Annotated in this window: 16 protein-coding genes; 5 read left to right on the top strand and 11 right to left on the bottom strand. The window is 34.6% G+C overall.

The features are described from left to right. Window positions 1-80 precede the first annotated feature (80 nt). From C1634_RS06820 to C1634_RS06800, 4 genes are all read left to right on the top strand, one after another. Window positions 81-719, top strand: coding sequence for a hypothetical protein (locus C1634_RS06820; RefSeq protein ID WP_103235289.1), 639 nt, complete (start codon window positions 81-83; stop codon window positions 717-719). Window positions 720-1,314: 595 nt separating this feature from the next. After that, entirely contained in the window at window positions 1,315-1,599 is a 285-nt protein-coding gene (locus C1634_RS06815; RefSeq protein ID WP_103235290.1) for a bacteriocin-like protein, read from the top strand. A gap of 6 nt (window positions 1,600-1,605) precedes the next feature. Next, complete coding sequence (locus C1634_RS06810) at window positions 1,606-2,694, top strand: TlpA family protein disulfide reductase (RefSeq protein WP_103235291.1); 1,089 nt, start codon at window positions 1,606-1,608, stop codon at window positions 2,692-2,694. Between the two features lie 375 nt (window positions 2,695-3,069). Continuing rightward, the gene (locus tag C1634_RS06800) at window positions 3,070-3,735 is read left to right on the top strand and encodes a hypothetical protein (protein ID WP_109738113.1); all 666 of its coding nucleotides are present in this window, start codon (window positions 3,070-3,072) and stop codon (window positions 3,733-3,735) included. A gap of 68 nt (window positions 3,736-3,803) precedes the next feature. Here the strand turns inward: C1634_RS06800 and gldG are convergent, their stop codons facing one another. From gldG to kbl, 4 genes are all read right to left on the bottom strand, one after another. Next, window positions 3,804-5,474, bottom strand: a complete 1,671-nt coding sequence (gene gldG / locus C1634_RS06795; protein WP_103233879.1) for a gliding motility-associated ABC transporter substrate-binding protein GldG — start codon at window positions 5,472-5,474, stop codon at window positions 3,804-3,806. Between the two features lie 4 nt (window positions 5,475-5,478). Next, on the bottom strand, window positions 5,479-6,207 hold the full coding sequence (locus tag C1634_RS06790) for an ABC transporter permease (protein ID WP_109738112.1): 729 nt from the start codon (window positions 6,205-6,207) through the stop codon (window positions 5,479-5,481). Between the two features lie 45 nt (window positions 6,208-6,252). Next, complete coding sequence (locus C1634_RS06785; protein ID WP_103233881.1) at window positions 6,253-6,804, bottom strand: CopD family protein; 552 nt, start codon at window positions 6,802-6,804, stop codon at window positions 6,253-6,255. 172 nt (window positions 6,805-6,976) lie between these two features. Beyond that, the gene (kbl, locus tag C1634_RS06780) at window positions 6,977-8,173 is read right to left on the bottom strand and encodes a glycine C-acetyltransferase (RefSeq protein ID WP_109738111.1); all 1,197 of its coding nucleotides are present in this window, start codon (window positions 8,171-8,173) and stop codon (window positions 6,977-6,979) included. A gap of 158 nt (window positions 8,174-8,331) precedes the next feature. Between kbl and C1634_RS06775 the strand changes: the two genes are divergently transcribed. Continuing rightward, window positions 8,332-9,210, top strand: coding sequence for a cupin-like domain-containing protein (locus C1634_RS06775; protein ID WP_103233883.1), 879 nt, complete (start codon window positions 8,332-8,334; stop codon window positions 9,208-9,210). Window positions 9,211-9,269: 59 nt separating this feature from the next. Here C1634_RS06775 and C1634_RS06770 read toward each other — a convergent pair whose 3' ends face one another. The 7 genes from C1634_RS06770 to C1634_RS06740 form a co-directional block, all read right to left on the bottom strand. Then, window positions 9,270-11,201 carry a M1 family metallopeptidase gene (locus C1634_RS06770; protein ID WP_103233884.1) on the bottom strand — a complete coding sequence of 644 codons (1,932 nt, stop codon included), beginning with the start codon at window positions 11,199-11,201 and terminating at the stop codon, window positions 9,270-9,272. 83 nt (window positions 11,202-11,284) lie between these two features. Continuing rightward, on the bottom strand, window positions 11,285-12,754 hold the full coding sequence (dacB, locus tag C1634_RS06765; RefSeq protein WP_109738110.1) for a D-alanyl-D-alanine carboxypeptidase/D-alanyl-D-alanine endopeptidase: 1,470 nt from the start codon (window positions 12,752-12,754) through the stop codon (window positions 11,285-11,287). A gap of 161 nt (window positions 12,755-12,915) precedes the next feature. Further along, the gene (gene priA, locus C1634_RS06760; RefSeq protein WP_109738109.1) at window positions 12,916-15,363 is read right to left on the bottom strand and encodes a replication restart helicase PriA; all 2,448 of its coding nucleotides are present in this window, start codon (window positions 15,361-15,363) and stop codon (window positions 12,916-12,918) included. 232 nt (window positions 15,364-15,595) lie between these two features. Beyond that, complete coding sequence (locus tag C1634_RS06755; RefSeq protein ID WP_109738108.1) at window positions 15,596-16,144, bottom strand: DUF6705 family protein; 549 nt, start codon at window positions 16,142-16,144, stop codon at window positions 15,596-15,598. Between the two features lie 355 nt (window positions 16,145-16,499). Further along, a complete protein-coding gene (locus C1634_RS06750) occupies window positions 16,500-17,054 on the bottom strand; it encodes a DUF6705 family protein (protein ID WP_123921409.1) in 555 nt (184 codons plus the stop codon). Window positions 17,055-17,073: 19 nt separating this feature from the next. After that, window positions 17,074-17,709, bottom strand: a complete 636-nt coding sequence (locus C1634_RS06745; RefSeq protein ID WP_109738106.1) for a hypothetical protein — start codon at window positions 17,707-17,709, stop codon at window positions 17,074-17,076. Window positions 17,710-18,117: 408 nt separating this feature from the next. Beyond that, window positions 18,118-19,617, bottom strand: coding sequence for a hypothetical protein (locus C1634_RS06740; protein ID WP_123921407.1), 1,500 nt, complete (start codon window positions 19,615-19,617; stop codon window positions 18,118-18,120). Between the last annotated feature and the right edge of the window lie 102 nt (window positions 19,618-19,719).

Raw genomic sequence — 19,719 nt, 5'->3', positions numbered from 1 at the left:
TCAAGCTAAGATAAAAAAGAAAACTTATCTTTGCGGCCACCACTTAAACTAATAGATGAAACTAACTAACATGATTAAAAATGAAAAAAGTGTACAAAAACATTTTTGGAGAGATCATTTCCAAAAATAATGCTGTGAAGCTAAACGAATATCATCTGTATTATTATGAAGAGGGTTCCGATTTCCTGAAAGAAATTGAATTTATCAACGAAGACAGTGTTTATAATATCAATTATTTTCTAAGTAACGATGAAGACGAGGCGCAGGTAGTAGATTATCTCAAGGAAAAGTCAGATTTTTTTGATATTGAAAAAAAAGAAGCTACCGACGGATTTATTATTTCCACCAATAAATTGTATTCCTTATCCGTGGACGATCTGCCCTTAATTTCTAAAACTGCTTTCAAAACAGATGATCCTGAAAACTTTATCTGTTCCCAGGTTATCGATAATGAAACTCACCAACCCCAACTTGAAAGAACTATAAAGTGCTGGTATACCACAGACGAAAATGGTGAAAAATATGCAGCTATAGAATGCAGCTATCAGGAAGACGGTAAACTGGAGCTGGCTGTAAAAAAGACCTCCGATCCCGAAGATGATGAAAGCTGGGCCCATTATGATTATGATACTTTCCAGGATCTTCAGTCGCAAATCCCAACTGATATCAGCTATTATAAAACAGCAGCCCTACTCCCAACAGAAGCCTATCAACAATAATTTATATTCTTTTTTATACCAACAACATCAAAAACTAGTACATGAAATAAATATCAATTTTTTTTTAATAGGAAGAGTATCAATGCCAACCTGCCCGATCTATTTACTATCTTCAGATAGGTCCAGATGGATGACTATGCAGAAATTCCTTTATAAAATCTCAGTGACTGGCTTTTCACCATCGCTCCGGGAAATCATTGCATAAAACTCACATCAGTATTGAGTGGATAAAACTATACAATCTAAAGCTGCAAAACAGCTCTACTGAAACAATAAAATAGAGAAACCTTCGGGTTTCTTTTTTGTTATAGACCTGTTCTGTTTTTGGACTAATACAGCATAAAGGCAAAATCGCAGCAAATCTTGTAAATTTGTAACCTATGATTTTAGAAACTGTTAATTTTCTTGATACTCTATATACAGATGAATGGACAGGATATAATGATTTACACAAATATTTCAATCATTCGATTCTTAATCATGGAAAAAAAGGAATATATAGATGGTAATATTAAAGTTTAACATAATAAAATTTCTCTCTTTGGCTTGATTTATATTTATATATTTGGTATTCAACCTTAAAACATAAAAAAACATGAAAAATTTAAAAAAATTATCAAGAAATGAACTGAAAGATGTATTTGGAGGGAATGTAGGTGATCCTTGTTCTTTATCTGTTCAGCAAGCTAACGGATCATGGATAACCTACCCTGGAAAATGTGCTTATGTTATGAATACCACTTCCTCTAATGGAGTAACCTGGGGTGGAAGTTATTATTGTGAAACAGGTACAGGGAATAGTCATGCCATTACTTCCAACAGTGGTGTAAGCCGTTGTACTGGTAAAGCAGGTTTAGGAGCAAGTACAGATTTAAGCTAAATTAGTATGAAAATAAGGAAAAATATTTTTTTGCATCTTATAATTTTATTGACATGTATTTATTCATGCAATAAAAAGCAAACTGTTAGGATTGTTGGGGATATCCCCAACCTTCCTGATGGTATTATGTACCTATGGACAGGAACAATGCTTGATAAAATAGACAGCGTACAAACAATAAAAGGACACTTTGAAATAAACCATGATTTTAAAGAGAAATTACCTATTTATATTGGGATATTTCATAGAGATAAGAAAAATGTTCAACGAGTTTTCGGATTTATTACTAACGTTCCTAAATGGGGATCTCCAACCTTTATGTCTGATCCTTTAATTACAATAAAAGGAAACATGGAAGAATATACTCCAGTAAACTTTACACCATCTCCTAGTGTAATTTTTGTAAATAGTCCCCGAATAAAGGCAGGAAAACAAACCGAAGCGCTATATAATACGGGTGATGCTATTTTTACAAATAATAGTCCTGATAATATAGATGTGATTAAAGAAAAAATTAAAAAATATCCTTATTCATATCATATCTTATACAATATTATTGGTAATAAAACGGTATTTAATACCACTCAGACTGATGAATTATTAAATTTATTTGATGAGGAAGTAAAACAAAGTAACCCTTACAAAAAACTCCTAAAGTATAATAATAAAGCAAAAGAAATTGGAAATATTAAAATGCCTGAACTGGAAAATTCGAATGGAAAGAAAGTTTCAGTATTGGACAAAAATTATAAAAAACATCTTTTAGTTTTCTGGGCTAGCTGGTGTGGTCCTTGCAGAATGGAAATTCCGATGCTTAAAAAAGAGTATGAAAAGTATAATAAAGATGTAGAATTTATTTCAATATCTATAGATGAGGAAAATAATGCATGGAAAAAAGCACTTTCAGAGGAGAAAATGTCCTGGAAACAATTTATAATAAACAGTGAAAATCCTGCTTATAATGATCTCCAAATCTTGTTTAAATTTAATAATACGATTCCTTATACGATTCTAATTGACAATAATATGAAGGTATTGTCTTCTTCTACAGGCTTATCCAGTGAAGAGGAATTTAATAGAGTAATTAATAAATAAAATCTGTACTCAATATAATATTATTGCTAAAAAAGGATGAAAAAACTATTATATGAGGTTTTTTCATCCTTTTTTAGGTTCTGCTTAATCAAAATAACAACCTTTATCCTTTAGAATCTTTATTTCATCTTCAGAATAAAACACATACATACTAACCAATTATTAAACAGATAATTAGGTGTTTCCACGCAAGATAATATTTGGTTGTTTATACTCTACCATTCCTCTTTTTTTTGTTGTTACTTTGAGTTCCTCAATCAGGAAGACCAGAAGGGAGTTATTATCTCCGAATAACTGATTGAGATTCCTATTCCCGGGAATTACCGACTCCTTATAAAGAGGGTAAAAACTAAACAACAACCAAAAAACAACAAAATGGAAACCATTGAAATCACAAGAACCGAAGTGGGGATTAATGATCCTTTTGAAAGGGTTATTTCCGAAGAACTATTAAGCCTGACTGGAGAATCTACAGAATCCTATTCTATTGAGGTTGCAGGACAGGGACAACTCACAGGACTTTCTTACACCGTGCCCGCTCATACAGAAGGCCGAATCAAAGCAAAACTTCAGATCAATGCGATGTCAAGCGATGATGTAAAAAAGCTTAACGACCTTGCTATGGGAATGCTGAATATTACTGCCAAAGAAGAAATCAAGGAGTTTGAAAAAACATCCGCGAGCGCCAATCTGTCTGTATGGACATGGTTTTTTGGTGGCGGAGGTGCTTCAGCATCTTATGAAAAAACAAAAAGTCTGATGAAATCAAAAGGGCTTAATGAAGCTCAGATCACCACATTGATGAATACTTTCCTAGAAATGGCAAAAAAAATGTCAACAGTACAAATTAATTTTTATGTAAACAATTCTGCAAACAGTTATTCCGTTTCCGGGGATCTTTATCTGTATACTGTTTCCGGAACGATCAAAACTGAAAAAGGAACATCACAGTACCGTATGTTATCAGATCAGGCTTCTGCCGGTGGTCCTCCTCCCGCGGGTGGTGGAGCTCCTTCTTCAGGGATTATTAAGCTGAATTAATTCCGATAAGACAAGGTTCAATAGTAACAAAAATCCCGAAAGAGCTCTCTTCCGGGATTTTATTTATGTTATCCAAATTTCTTTTTTCTCAACCAGAAGAACAGTCCTCCGATAAGACCGATAATCACCAGTGGAAGCAGTAAGTTCAGCCACTGCCAGTTGGCTTTCTCTTCAGTAATTCTTTGTCTGTCCAGAAGTCTTTCTTCGATGTTTCTGTTTCTCAGCTCCATCAGATTGCTGTCATCCAGCAAATAGTCTAAAGCATTTCTAAGGAACTGTTCGTTGCCAAACTGTTCGTTCGTCAGCAGATCTACTCCCAGCGGAAGCGGTTTTCCTTTGATTACTTTATTTCTTCCTACATCTCCGTCTGCAATAATGATCATTTTATTTTCAGGACTTGATGTTTTGAATCCAGGGTAAGATTTCCTTTCAATTCTTGATGCATACGCAGAATTAAACTTCCCTTCCAAAGCTACAGCAAATATTTTTGGTGTACTCGGTTTTTCCATTTGCCCAAGGCTGTCTACGCTTGCAATTTCTTTTAGATCTACATAGTTTGGAACCTGTTTTAGCAATGTTCTTTCACTGGATTCGAAAAGAACTTTTGTTTTGATATTCTTTCTTCCTCCTAAAGTATCGATAGAAGTCGGGAATTCAAATTTTACAGGATTGATATTTTTGGTGATCGGATTGTTATTTTCTGCAATTCCCAATGGAAAATAAGGCCAAGGCAAGCTTGTGTACTGAGGGTTCCCTCCTACTTCACCTGTTACAAGTCTTAATAAAGCAAACTTTTTAACGTCCTTTACCAAAGCAGGATTGATTCTTATCCCATAATTGAAAAAGAAGTCTGTCATATTGATATCTACCGGGAAAGGCATTACTTTTTTGGATCTTGTTAGGGTATCCATTTCAGCATTTACGGCATCAATCATCCAAAGTGTTTTCCCACCGTTCATGATATACTGATCAAGGATCACTTTTTCGTTATCTGTAAAAGCTTTTCTTGGTTTTGCAATCACCAAAGCACTCATTTGCTTCAATAATGGAATATCTTCTATAGAAAGTTCGGTTTGGTTTCTAGGAATAATGGGTCCTGCATCATAGTTTTCCATAGCCAGATGTACGAATCCCTGAAATTCATCTGGGTTCAATTCATCATGATTAACCAGAATTCCGACTTTCTTTTTCTTAGCGGCTGCAATATTTTTGATGTTGGAAACAAGATTGTACTCCAACCCTTCAATAGATCTTGTAAGCTGTTGATCTGCATCAATTCCTGCCTGCTGTACGACTAACGGAATAGAAGCCCCGTCATTTCCATATTTGAGGACTGCGTATGGGAAAAGGGTGATCTGTGAGATCTTTCCATCTTTTACATCCGGAAGAATAGAGGGCTGCATCCCCATTGCCATCAGGCTATCCTGAGACATTTTTGTTTTAATAGGGTCGATGAATTTAAAATCAATCTTCGGATTAATTTTTCTGAATTCTTCCAGCATGAATTTTGTTTCGCTCTGAAGCTGTTTGAAGCTTGCCGGAAAGTCTCCTTCCAGATACACTTCAACAGTCAGAGGTTTCTTTACAGACTCCAGTACTTTGATCGTGTTATCGGAAAGTGTATATCTTTTCTCTTTTGTTAAGTCTAATCTGATTCCTGAATACGTCAGGATAATAACCAAAGGAACAATCGCAAATAAGAAAATTCCCAGTGGAGATTTAGCATTGATCTTCTTCATGTTTTTACTTCTTTTTGTTAATAAAATGATTAGACAATACTAATGATGCTCCGATGACAAGGATAAAATAAGCCACATCTTTAAAATCAATAAGCCCTCTTGTAAAGCCTAAGAAGTGCTGGTAGAAACCTATATTCTGAAGAATAAAATCGGCTCCTCCCAATAGCTTGTAGCTCGCAAGCTGTTCGATTCCAAAATACATAATAAAGCACATGAAAACGCCCAACAGATAAGCCATAATCTGGTTCTGTGATAATGAGGAAGCCAAAATACCTACAGCGGCAAATCCTGCGATTAAAATAATCAGTCCAAGATAGCTTCCGAAAGTCATTCCAAGGTCAATATTTCCTGCAGGAACTCCCAACACATATACCGTATAAAGGTAAATTAATGATGGAATAAGGCATAGAATCCCAACAATCCATACGGAAAGAAATTTTCCGATGACCAATTCTGAAACTCTCAATGGCTGTGAAAAAAGCCAGTTTAATGTTCCGGTTTGCTGTTCTTCTGCAAAAGTTTTCATAGAAAGGGCTGGAATGATAAACATCAACAGCCATGGAACCAATACGAAATAGCTCTGCAAAGAGGCCATTCCGATCTCAAAAATATTAGAATCGTTGTCGAAAAAGAACAGGAAGAGAGTCGCTATCAAACTGAAAGCGGCAATGATCACCCATGCGCTCCAGTTTCCAAAGTAACTCCAAAGTTCTTTCTTTAAAATTGCAATCATAGTTTTTTTGTAAGATGTAAAAAGGACATGCGCCCTCGGCTACAATTATTTGTTTTTTTTATTTTTATTAACCAGTTTCACGGTCATCATGATCAGAAATACAAGAACGAAAAATCCTGTAATTAATTGCCACCAATATTCAATTGCCATTGATTTTAAAATGACTGTAAATACAACCAGAAACAAAATGAATGTAGCAATTTCATTCGCCTGTCTCAGTTTGATATTGGCAGTGGGTAGTGTATTTCCATTCAATGCTTTTAAATGAAGGACTTTTTTCCAGCACCAATAATGGTAAATCGCAAGTCCTATAAGGAATGTCAGTTTCAAATGAAACCATCCCATTTTCATAAGCCCCGGATTTAAAAAGATCATGACCAATCCGCATATTGTCATAATTACTCCCGCCGGAACGGTAATAATATTCCATAGCCTTCTGGCCATAAAGGTATACTGCTCTCTCAGAATTTTCTTTTTTTCTTCCGGAAATTCATCGGTATCCTTATAGTACACGAAAATCCTTACGAGATAAAAAATTCCCGCAAAGTAGCTTACCATAAAAATAATGTGCAGCGCTTTGATTATTGTATAAAGCATTCAGAAAAAATTAACAGCAAAGATAAGCTTATTATATAATTGTTAAAAATAAATTTCTTTTGATCAGGAAAATCCAATCAAAATAGGGTTTATATAAAAAATAGTTCGGCTCGGGGCAGCAAAGCTGCCCGAGCCGAACATTATATTTTCATTGTTGTAACCAATTCAACGATTAAGAGATCACTCCTAATTCTTTACCAACTTTTTCAAAAGCAGCAATCGCTTTATCCAAATGTTCTTTGGTATGAGCAGCAGATAACTGTACTCTGATTCTTGCTTTTCCTTTCGGTACTACAGGATAGAAGAATCCGATTACGTAGATTCCCTCATCCATAAGCTTTTCAGCCATTTTCTGAGAAAGTGGAGCATCGTAAAGCATTACCGGAACAATCGCAGCATCTCCGTCCGGAATATCAAAGTCTTTTGCTTTCATTTCTGTTCTGAAGTAATCTGCATTTTCCATTACCTGGTCACGAAGCGAAGTATTGTCAGAAATCATATCCAATACTTTTAAAGCAGCTCCTACAATTCCAGGTGCTAAAGAGTTGGAGAATAAATAAGGTCTTGAACGCTGTCTCAACATATCAATGATCTCTTTTTTACCGGAAGTAAATCCTCCTAAAGCACCCCCTAAAGCTTTTCCTAATGTAGACGTAATAATATCTACTCTCCCCATTACTTCATTAGCTTCGTGAGTTCCACGACCAGTTTTCCCGATGAAACCTGTTGCGTGAGAGTCATCTACCATTACCAAAGCATCATATTTATCAGCAAGGTCACAAACTCCTTTTAAGTCAGCAACGATACCATCCATAGAGAAAACTCCATCTGTAACGATAATTTTGAAACGGTGACTCTTTTCAGAAGCTGCAATCAATTGAGCTTCAAGATCCGCCATATTATTATTCTTATATCTATATCTCGCTGCTTTACAAAGACGAACACCATCAATGATCGATGCGTGGTTCAATTCATCTGAAATAATAGCATCTTCTTCTGTAAATAACGGTTCAAAAACACCCCCATTGGCATCAAATGCAGCTGCGTAAAGGATTGTATCTTCAAGACCTAAGAAATCAGCAATTTTTTTCTCCAAATCCTTGTGAATATCCTGTGTTCCACAGATAAAACGTACCGATGACATTCCATATCCATGAGACTGGATCATTTCCTGGGAAGCTTTCATAACTTCCGGATTGTTGGATAATCCCAGATAATTATTTGCACAGAAGTTCAAAAGCTTTTTTCCGTTCGCTTCTATTTCTGCACTTTGCTGAGAAGTGATGATTCTTTCTCTTTTGTAAAGTCCGTCATTCTCAATATTCTGAAGTTCATTCTGTAAATGTTGAAGGTATTTTTCAGAGATCATTTTTAGTAATTTTTTAGATGTGCTAATTTACTAAAAAGGCAGTAAAATAAAACCTTTTATAAGCTTAATTCTAAAAATTTGATATCACTTTCACTTTTAACACTATTAGTCTACAAAATTAGTAGGATAATATTTATATTTGCTTAAAATTCGAGAGTATGAAGTTAAAGCCGGTACAAAAAATAAAGACAATTGATTCTGCAACCTTTATTAGCAGCCATATGAAGCCTAGAATTCCCATTATTCTTGAAGACTTTGTACATCCGGAGAGCCCTGCTTTCAAAAAGTGGAATTATAATTATTTCAAGGAAATTGCAGGAGATCATATCGTAAATATATACGGCAGTGAATTGGACTCCTTAGACAGAGTGGCAAGTGATCCCATAGCCCAATCTACATTTTCAGAATATCTTGATCTGATACAATCTACTCCCACCGAGCACAGACTTTTCTTATTTAACCTACTGAAAATAAAGCCTGAACTTAAAAACGATATTATATACAATGACATTACAGATGGCAAAATACTAAAATGGCTTCCGTTTATGTTTTTTGGAGGGGAAGGTTCTGTTACCAGAAATCATATTGATATTGACATGTCTCATGTTTTTATTACTCAATTTCAAGGTATTAAAAGGATCTGGCTGTTTCCTTGGGAACAATCAGATTTCATGTACAAGCTCCCTTTTAATTTCCACAGTCTCACTCAGATAAAAAAACCTGATTACAGAAAATACCCGGCCTTACTCTATTTAAACGGCTATGAAGCCATCCTTCATCCCGGCGAAACACTTTATATTCCGTCTGGATGGTGGCATTATATACAATATGATACTGAAGGATATTCTGTTTCCCTGAGAGCGCTTCCATCAAGTCCGATAGAAAAATGGCGCGGCTTTAAAAACTTAGTCATCACCAGACACTTTGATAATTTTATGCGCAAAGTATTTAAAGAAAGATGGTTTAAGTATAAGGTAAAAGTAGCTCGGGCTAGAGGAGCCCGAGCTGCGAGAAAACAAAGAAGCTTTCAAATTTGAAAGCTTCTTTTTATGATGAATGTATTCAGTAGAGCAATTATTTACTCTTTACTGGTATTTTAATGTTTGATAAATTTGATATTTTTCTCATCCACAGTAATAATGTACGCTCCCGGAACTAATTCTGAAATTCCGATTGCCTTACCTGGCTGATAGGTCCCTTTTCCTACCAGTTTTCCATCAATAGCATGGATCACGAAATCTGAAGGTCTGTTGATTCCTTTCAGATTAATTTCATTCTTGGCAGGATTCGGATATAAGCCAAAGTTTTCCTTTTCAACAGAAGAAACACTTAAAGTATTGTCTTGAGTAACGGTAGAGTTTTTCTCAAGAATCTGGTATTCATAATTAAACTGAACACTTGCAATAGGGAAAGTTACGGACTGCAGGAAGCTTTGATTGTTTGAAGTGTTGTTAAGTACAAAATAAGCAGTTTGTCCTGCAGTTCCTGTCACTTTAATAGGTAAAGGCATTTCAAAAAAGCTTACAGTAGGGCTGCTTTGTGTCTGAGAAACCTTGAATAAAGCCTGGTTCCCACCTTGCATCCATTTTATAGTATACGTAGGATATCCTTCTCCATATACCCAATCATTGAAAAATTCTGTAAAATCTGTTCCTGTTGACTGAAGCAAAGAAGCATTAAAATCACTGGTACGTGCATAGCTGTAAGCCAGATTTGGTCTTGCATGATAATCTTTAAGTGCCTGATAAAAAGCAGCATCACCTAAAGCCCATTTCAACATTCTCAAAATATAGCCCCCTTTAGCATACGTCAGTCTGCTGTCGAATATTCTATTGATACTGGAAAGTCCCGTATCCGGTACATAAACACTTCCTGTAGAGCTTCCCATAATATAATTGGCCTGACTTTGCAGGAAATTCATAAATTCCGTGTTGTTCATCAGCAATTTTTCATTGGCAACATGCTCTCCAAAAGTAGCAAAACCTTCATTCAGCCAGATATCATTCCATGCACCACAGGTTACTTTATCGCCAAACCATTGATGAGCAAGCTCATGAGCGATAAGTATTTTACTCCAGCCTCCCATAGAAGACATTGTCTGATGTTCCATACCCCCTCCATACATAAATTCCATATGACCGTATTTTTCATTGCGGAAAGGATAAGTTCCAAAATAGGTTTCAAAAGTATTCATGATCTGTTTCGTCCAGTTAATATTTGCTATACTCGTAGCATTTGAATTAGTAGACGGATAAATATAATTCACAAAAGGAAACGGAGGGTTTCCAATGGTATCAGTAAGCTTAACAAAATTAGTAATTGAAAGTGCGATCAGATAGGCTGGTGTGGGATACATCGTTCTCCAGAAGGTAAGCTTCGTAGATGCTGTAGGAGAAGTTTCGGACATCAGTTTTCCGTTGGCTGCAACGCTGTAATTGGATGGCGTTGTAATTTTAAAATCAAATCTTTCGATCTTATCATTTAAACTTTGCTTGGTTGGAAACCAATCCTGCGCCCCATAAGGCTCGTTCAAAGTAGAAAGAACCGGAGTTCCGCTCTGCAGCGCTGTTTTGAAAGCATCATTACTTGTAGACGGTGCTCCTGCATAATAGATCGTAAGAGAGTCTAATGTATTGGCGGGAATAGAAGCCGGAAAATCAATCTTCAGTTCTTTTGAAGGAAGTTGCTGAAAACTAGTGATATTGACTCCGTGATATTTCACCTGAGAAACGGTTAAAGAATTGGAAAGATCAAAATAAATACTTCCCATACTCTGTGTCGGTTTAAAATGAGAAGTCACCGATCCGGAGATATTATACACCGCAGGATCCAGGCTGACATCCATTCTCTGGTATTGTAGGTCATAATTTAGGGTATTTGGGTTGGTATTCCCAATATTCATTTTTTGAGTAAAGGATTTTTTCTCTTTCTCAATTAACCCCTTCATATCGGTGTTTTGCTCATGTTTTTGGCCATAGAACTGTTGAGATAATAAAAATCCCAGCACCAAAAGGTACAATTTTGTCATGTTTAGAAAAATTTAATCAAATATAAAAAAAACCTTTTAATCAATGATTAAAAGGCTGTTATAATATATAAAATAAAAAATTTTTAAAGATCCAGTGCTGGTTCAAGAATTTTCTCCATTCTTTTTTTCACCATATCTACTGATCCGGAGTAGTTATTTACCATTAAAGAGAAAACCAATGTTTTTCCGGAATTTGTTTTCAGGTAGCCAGCTAATGTTTTTACTTTATTCAAAGTTCCTGTTTTAGCAAAAACCTGTCCGTTACCTCCTCCTATGAACATTCTTTTTAAAGTTCCGGATTGTCCTCCGATAGGCAGAGAAGTAAGGTAAGATCTGTAGTATTTCTGCTCCATCAGAGAAGTCAGAAATTTCACCTGAGAAATGGGAGTTACGTTATTACTTCTTGAAAGTCCGCTTCCATCAATATAGTTAAGACCATTCATATCAAAACCGGCATCTCTTAAGTGACCTGTCACTACAATTCTTCCTGATTCTGAAGTCTGATCCCCCATTTTCTGATAACCCACCGTTCTTAGCAAAGCTTCTGCCAATGAATTATCACTGTGCTGATTGGTATAATAAATAATATCACCTAAAGTTGGGGATTTGTATGCTGAAAGCATTTTTCTGCCATCCGGTGCTGCATCTGTCATTTTAGGACTTACTTTTCCGGTAACAGGAATTCCGCTTTTCACCAGTGTTGTTCTGAAAGAATTGGCAAGGTAAGCCGGAGCATCAGGAAGTTTGGTGGTTAAAGTCCCACTGCCCTCATACTTTTCAGCATATACCATCTGATGATTGTAAGGGGAAACATAGAAAAATTTCTTTTCTGGAGAAAATCCTCCTTTTTTCACGATCAGTTTTTCGTTGGCTGGATTGATCCCTTGAGTTGTCCCTACAGGCAGGTAGTAATTATTGTTTTCTAACCATACAACATTTTCCGGAAGCACTGAAATATTGCCTTTGAAAAGCGCTGTCTGAATGATAATATCACCATTTACCTTTTTGATTCCCTCTCTTGAAACTCCACCTACGAAATCTGAAATAATGTCTCTATAAGATCCTGCCCCTGCTTTGTTTGTTCCCAAAGAAGGATCACCGCTTCCTATGACATAAAGATTTCCATTTAAAACTCCGTTTTCATCTATAGTTCCTGAGTACTCCAGCTGCGTCATCCAACGGTAGTTTTCACCCAGCATGTTTAATGCTGTTTCCGTTGTCAGTAGCTTTGTCGTAGAAGCAGGTACTAAAGGAGTATTTTCATTGTACGAAGAGATTACTTTCTTCGTTTTCGGATCGTACACTACGAATCCCCAGGTTGCATTTTTCAGCACAGGATCCGCCATCATTGTGTTTACATTAATGTCTACCAGTTCTTTTGCTGACAAAACAGTTCTCTCCACGACCGAACTAACGGGCGAAGGCAGGTTTAAGCTGCTTTTCTGATTGTCATAATTCTGAGAATAAAGAACGGTAGAAACGGTAGATTGAGCCAGGAAAAGACCAGAAGCCAACACCGCCGCACTTGAAATATATTTTCTGAAATTTACCATCTATCTTCTTTTTGTTCTATAGTTTTGACTCTATAAAAAATGACAGGTTACATCATTCAATTTAAAAGCCAAACACTTAATCAACGTCCAAAAGTAGAAATTATTGTCATATAACAGACCACTATTACCCTATAAAAGAGTGTAAAGTTTGTTAAAAATTGTTAAAAATCCACAAAAACACCTTTTTTAACACTTTGATAAGCAGTTATTTCATCAAATTCTTTCAAACTTATCAATACCATGTTCTTGAATTTCTCATAGTTTTTACCACGGGGAAGCTTAAGCATAATCTGGAACTGATATAAGTTATTTAATCTTGCGATCTGGGCTCTTTCCGGTCCCAAAACACAATCTTCAGGAAGATATTTTCTTAAGATGGATCCCAAAAACTGAGAAGCACGATCTACTTTTTCATCTCTGATATGCTTCAACTCAATCATAATCAGCTTCGTAAACGGAGGATAATGGAATTTCTGACGTTCTGTAAGAATATATTTATAGATCTTCGCAGGATTGTTCATCTTAATCAGCTGAAATACAGAATGATCAGGATTATAGGTCTGAATCAGGATTTTTCCTTTCCCTGAAACCCTTCCTGCTCTTCCCGAGACTTGTGTGATCAGCTGATAGGCCCTTTCTTCCGCTCTGAAATCCTGTACATATAATAAGGAATCGGCTTTTGGAATAGCCACCAGCTCGATATGATCAAAATCAAGCCCTTTGGAAATCATTTGTGTTCCTACTACAATATCTGTTTCTCCGTCTTCAATCTTCTCATACAGCTTTTCATAAGCAAATTTCTTACGCATAGAATCTACATCCATTCTATCCACTTCATTTTCCGGGAACAGCTTGGAAACTTCCTCATGAATCTGCTCTACTCCTACTCCTCTTTCGTTCAGCTTTTCGGAATGACATTTCGGACAGGTTTTCGGTTTTGAAGCTTTCTGGCCACAATAATGGCATTTCATTTCGTTGGCTGCTTTGTGATACGTCATGACCACATCACAATTGGAGCAGTAATTCACATATCCGCAACTTTCACATTCTATCACATTGGAATATCCTCTGCGGTTGTGAAGAACAATTGCCTGATTCTTTTCATCTATGGTCTTTTTGATCTCCTCAATGAGCTTCAGCGAGAAGTTTCCTGAAACCTTTTTAGATTCCTGGGCTTCTTTGAAATTGATCAGCTCATATTCCGGCAGATTAACATTCCCGAATCTTTCATTCAGGAAGACATATTTCATTTTATCTTTTCTCGCCCGGTAATAACTTTCAACGGAAGGGGTTGCCGATCCTAAGATCAACCCTGCTTTATAAAAGCCTCCCAATACCAAAGATGCATCTTTAGCATTAAAATAAGGAGACACTTCCCGTGGTCTGTATGCCGAATCATGCTCTTCGTCTACAATAATAAGCCCTAAGTTCTGGTAGGGTAAAAACAACGCGTTACGAGTCCCGATCAAAATATGGATGTCATTTTGCTTCACTCTTCTCCATACTTCTACCCTCTCAAAATCTGTGAGTTTCTGATGATAGAAACCTAGCTGCCGCCCATATTTTTTTTCTAACCTCTGGGTAATCTGTTTGGTAAGAGAAATTTCAGGAAGCAAAAACAATACATTTTTTCCTTCTTTGATGCATTCATCGATTTTCTCTAGATAAATATGGGTTTTTCCAGATGATGTAACACCGTGAAGGAGAACATTTTTCCCTTCTTCAAAAGCTTCATCAATCTCGGCTTTAGCCAATTTCTGCTGTTCGGAAAGTTCTTCAAGTTCCTCAATTTCGCCTTCATAACTTTCAATCCTGTCTTTCTGCATGTAATACTCTTCAACAAGACCTTTATCTGCCAAAGGTTTGAAATGGGAACTTCCAAAATAACCACTTTCAAACAACTCAGCCTTTTTGATGGGGATATCAGGATTTTCCGTCTGCTTTTCCAAAATAAGAAGGAAAAGTTCTTTCTGCTTGGGTGCTTTATTCAGTTTTAAAAGAATTTCTGTAAGATTCTGATTGACTAAAATTTCATCATTAATTCTTACATAGGCTACTTCTTTAGCTTTATATTTTTCAGCAATTTTCTCATCAATCTCAATATACTGAAGGTCAATCAATGAGTTGATGGTTTTGATAATATCTTTTTTGGGAATAAATGCTTCAATATCTGTCAGATTGATCAGCTGTCGTACTTCAAGTGCCTGAATCAGGTACATTTCATTGACATCCAGATTTTCAAAATCAACAACAGCACCTGGTTTTAGTTTTAAATAAGTTTCACTTTCCAGTTTTAATGAAGAAGGAAATGAAAACCTGTAAATTTCTCCAAGACTGCACAGATAATACTCCGAGAGCCAGTTCCAGAAATCAATCTGTTCCTCAGGCATGATCGGTTTGTCATCCAGCATGCTGATGACTTCCTTTGCTGTGAAATTTTCCGGTGCATTATCATGAAGCTCAAATACAATTCCCGTATAGATCTTCTTCCCGCCAAATGGGACCAAAACTCGCATTCCAAGCTGGATTTCAGACATCATTTCTTCAGGAACTTTATACGTAAAAGATCCTTTCAGGTTCAGGGGTAAAACAATTTGAGCGTATTGCAAGGGAAATATTTAAAGTGTAAAATTAGATTTTTCTTTAGAGAATTGCAACTTTGCAGAGATTCTTTCCTGCCCCTTTCGCAGATCATTGAAACGCAATAATAGAGTTGTATAGTATTCTGGTTATTGCCTTTTATCTATTCTGTAGGAATATAAATTATTCAGGTACTTCAAAACCTTTTTTAACCTATTTATTATCTTGTTAAAGATAATATTGACTTTTTAGAAATCATAGTTATTGTTTTGTTAGAATAATATCTTTAGGTAGTGGTTGTGGAATCTCAGAATTATAATAAGGACAATCTACTGTTACAATCTCATTACGGTAAAAATATTTCCAATCCAATTTTGTTTTAGTAGGGTCTATAAAATTGATATTAATTGTGCCAGAAGTATTACATAAATCTGGGCCATTATAAATAAGAGAATATTTATCATCCACTTTTCTAAATTTTCCTCCCCATATTTTTGGGGTATCATCAGATAAATTTGTATTATCAAATAAAATATTTCCGTTAATATCTACAACTTTAAACTTTGCAATCAAATTGTCCTTATAGTATTTTAAATTCTCATTATACTTATTTGTTATCTTTTTAAAGGTTATATAGATAGTTTTATTATTCCAAGTACCTGTCCAAGTACATTCATAAGCAGGAAGCTCATTATTTGTATCTTTTAGATAGGCATTTTCAGGGATTTCATTGAATGTTCTTAATGGATAGGTTTGTGCATCGCACGAGATTGTGATGCAGAATAATATAAATAAAAATAAATTTTTCATAATTTATAAATTTAATTAAGGACAAGGTGTTGATTTTACAGGGGTTATCTTTACCACCATACCACAATTGAATATTTATAGTTTTACAGGAAAATTCACTTATATTAATGTACATTAAACCATTATTTAAGTTCCATCTTTTTTATCGGCTTTATCTTGCTTTCAATATTATATTGGATAACATTTTTCATAACTGAAAGATAAAAAATAACCTTGGCCAAAAACGGTCAAGGCTAACTATTTAAAATGAATAGCCTTACCTTGATATTGTGATAAAACAAATCATTTTTTATTAAGGTTAGAACCCTTTTAACCTATTGTCTTGTTAAAGATATTGATTTTTTAGAAATCATAATTATTGTTTTGTTAGAACAATATCTTTAGGCAGTGGTTGTGGAATCTCAGAATTATAATAAGGACAATCTACTGTTACAATCTCATTATGATAGAAATATTTCCAATTAAGTTTAGTTTTAGAAGAATCAACAAAACTGATAGATATATTTCCTGTTGTATTACAAAGATCAGAATCTAAATAAATAAGAGAATATTTGTCTCCGTATCTTCTAAAATTGACTCCTAAAATTTTTGCATTATCATCATTTGTATTTGTATTATCAAACAGAACATTTCCATTACTATCTAATACCTTAAATTTTCCTATTAAATAATCTCTATAATACTTAAAATCAGTATCGTATTCATTAGTAATCTTTTTGAAAGTTATAAAAAGCATTTTATTGTCCCATGTCCCTTTCCAAGTACCTTCATAAGCTGGAAGTTCATTATTAGTATCTCTTTGATAAGAATTTTCAGGGAGGTTAGTTTCAGTAGGTCTTAAAGAATAAATTTGTTGCGCTTTACATGAAAGAGTTAACATAAATAGTATAGATAAAAATATATTTTTCATAGTGTAAGATTTAATTGTTTTATGGACAAGGTGTTGATTTTACAGGGTTATCTTTTCCATCATACTCCAATCTACTAGTATTGCCCGTAGTTTTATCAGATTTGTATATTTCCAATCCGTTAATATTCACCTTTTCTTTCAAAAATTGAGTAAATAATTTTTCAACCACTACAGGATCAGACAATTCTGATTCAGTAAGATTTGAATACTCTTTATTATACCAAGTTTGCCAACTTTGTAATTGATCATAGAGAATCGCAAAGTTACCATCTCCGGAGTATTTAAGAATATAGTTCCCTTGTGAGGTTATTACCATTGCATAGGCATCCAACATTCCCCCTTTTAGTTTAGCATTTTCTACACAGCTTGTTAAAAAAGTTGTTATATCATATGGAGAAAATATTTTCACCACCCCATCCAAATTTAAATGAACATGCATAAATCCAAAATACTTGTTTCCTTCTGGTAATTTTACATTTCCATTAGGAGTATTAGGCATCTCTTCATAAGGAACAGCACCATATGCCGCTGCAAATCCTGTTTCTTGGCTTTTATTAAACATTTCCGTCTTATCCAAAATAGTAACTTTAGCTTTGAAATCTGGATTTTGATTTTGGACTTTGTTTCTAAATTTAACTAATGTGATTAGCTTCAAATACAGATTTTTAGAATAGAAATAAAAATACTTTTGTTAAAGCAAATTGTCATCCTGTTTGTTCAATTGGAGAATCTTTTCAAACAAGTTACAACCCAATATTTGATGACATTTTTTATAACTGTAAAATAAAAAATGACCGGCTTTACCTTTTATCTTAAATGTTGTGGTAAAACCAGTCATCAAATTATCAGAACAAGTGTGACAAATTCAAGTTATTTATCAAACTTTAATTCACTAAATCTTAATGTCTAATAATGTAATTGTATTCCATATTTATCCTAGAATTATTTTATTTTCTTATAAATTTTATATACAAAATAACCCAGCAATATTATGAAAATTAATGTCAAAATTTGTAGTACAAATAAACTAAAGCTAAATTCACTAATCGTTTGTTCCATAATTTTATAAATCTATAAATTCTATACTAAAAATATTTCCTGTTGTAGTATTAATTTTTATCCTTATCATTACTTTGTCCTTATAAACTGTTCCAAGACCTTCCACGAAAACGTTGTAGTTCTCATATCCCGTAACTTCTACAGTTAGAACATTTGCATTTGTATTTTGAGTATAGTCAATCTGTGTAAAAGACCAAACGCCTAAAGTAAGTCCAAGTTCACTTGATGTAACACTATCAAAAGCCCACCTATTATTAATTTTCTTTAATTTTACACGAACTTCTTCTCCACTTCCCCAAATTCCTGTTCTTTTAATCTTAGCAGAAACAATTTTTTCGGACCCATTCTCCTGCAAAACGACTCCTTCAGTAAATACATTATTTTTATTTAACAATGCTGTCTTAAAATCGGTTTTTGTATTAAATGCAATGGAATTACTAGTGTTAATTGAATTGTTGAAAACTAAATTTGATATCCCGTCTGGATTAATAAACCAATTTTGAAACTGCATCCAAGAAACATCAGGATTATCTTTTTGAAACTGCAATGCCCAATTAATAAATTCTCCGGCTTCAGCACTTCCAAAATTAACATCATAGTAAGTTTTTAAACCTTCATAAAATTCAGTATTAGCTGTGTCATAAAGAACAGCTTTCAAATCTACTGGAAGTTTTTTAACATAAAAAAAGAATCTACTAAAAGTTGGAATTGTCGGAGTATTTGTACCACTTCCTAAACCAGTAGTACTTCCCATATCCCCCCCTCCTGGTGAGCCATCGTCTCCCAAGGCTGTACTTGCCGTACAGACTAATGCTATTACGGTTAAGTGTTGAGCTGGGTAACCTCCATCACTAGCCCATTCACAACCTCCCCAAGTACTTTCATTACCTTGATGGTGGTCTCCAGAATAACAAGAAAAGTACATATCTACCGTTTGATAAGAGCAAGACTCTGCATCTCCCATACCTCTATTAGAAACGCCACCTCCGTATGTTCCTTTTGCAAGTTCAATTACAGTTGTTTTACCAGCTGTTTTCACTCCTTTTCCTGAAAGTAAATCCTGCTTTTCCTGTGGAGTAAAATTGTAAGTTACTAAAAGTTCTTTATAAGTACCATCAGGTAGAGAAGATAATACCAAATTTTCTAAAGAAGCAATTTCAGAAGCATTTTCTCGTACCAGATTAAATGTATAGGTATGAGAATTAGATCCATATTCAATATATTTTACATTGTCGGTATCAATAGAAATACTATTTTCATATTCAATTGTTTTACCCGAGACGTTAGTTTTGACTTCTTTTAGATTAGTTTGTGCCTTTTGTAATTCAGTTTTAAGAACTAATTTGTGTTTACTTTCTTCCAGACTAATTGTCTTAGACGTTGGTCTGAATTGACTGCTATTATTGTAAGTTTCTTGTTCAGTTAATTGTTCATTCCTACAGGAATACAACAAAACCATAATGGTTACTAATGAGAGTAACCTCGAAATAAATTTGTTTTTCATTGTTGTATAAAATTTGTGTTTTTTCTAGCTTAAATATATAAAATAATAAATTCAATGACTAATGTAATCCGGTATTTAATATACTGTCAACCGAAATTGCTG

Origin of the sequence: Chryseobacterium viscerum (genome assembly GCF_002899945.2) — a bacterium.
Lineage (GTDB): Bacteria > Bacteroidota > Bacteroidia > Flavobacteriales > Weeksellaceae > Chryseobacterium > Chryseobacterium viscerum.
This window is presented reverse-complemented; position numbering and strand designations above follow the sequence as displayed.

Coding starts and splice junctions, on each gene's coding strand:
- C1634_RS06820 (WP_103235289.1), top strand. CDS start 81: ATGAAAAAAGTGTACAAAAACATTTTTGGAGAGATCATTTCCAAAAAT.
- C1634_RS06815 (WP_103235290.1), top strand. CDS start 1,315: ATGAAAAATTTAAAAAAATTATCAAGAAATGAACTGAAAGATGTATTT.
- C1634_RS06810 (WP_103235291.1), top strand. CDS start 1,606: ATGAAAATAAGGAAAAATATTTTTTTGCATCTTATAATTTTATTGACA.
- C1634_RS06800 (WP_109738113.1), top strand. CDS start 3,070: ATGGAAACCATTGAAATCACAAGAACCGAAGTGGGGATTAATGATCCT.
- gldG (WP_103233879.1), bottom strand. CDS start 5,474: ATGAAGAAGATCAATGCTAAATCTCCACTGGGAATTTTCTTATTTGCG.
- C1634_RS06790 (WP_109738112.1), bottom strand. CDS start 6,207: ATGATTGCAATTTTAAAGAAAGAACTTTGGAGTTACTTTGGAAACTGG.
- C1634_RS06785 (WP_103233881.1), bottom strand. CDS start 6,804: ATGCTTTATACAATAATCAAAGCGCTGCACATTATTTTTATGGTAAGC.
- kbl (WP_109738111.1), bottom strand. CDS start 8,173: ATGATCTCTGAAAAATACCTTCAACATTTACAGAATGAACTTCAGAAT.
- C1634_RS06775 (WP_103233883.1), top strand. CDS start 8,332: ATGAAGTTAAAGCCGGTACAAAAAATAAAGACAATTGATTCTGCAACC.
- C1634_RS06770 (WP_103233884.1), bottom strand. CDS start 11,201: ATGACAAAATTGTACCTTTTGGTGCTGGGATTTTTATTATCTCAACAG.
- dacB (WP_109738110.1), bottom strand. CDS start 12,754: ATGGTAAATTTCAGAAAATATATTTCAAGTGCGGCGGTGTTGGCTTCT.
- C1634_RS06755 (WP_109738108.1), bottom strand. CDS start 16,144: ATGAAAAATTTATTTTTATTTATATTATTCTGCATCACAATCTCGTGC.
- C1634_RS06750 (WP_123921409.1), bottom strand. CDS start 17,054: ATGAAAAATATATTTTTATCTATACTATTTATGTTAACTCTTTCATGT.
- C1634_RS06740 (WP_123921407.1), bottom strand. CDS start 19,617: ATGAAAAACAAATTTATTTCGAGGTTACTCTCATTAGTAACCATTATG.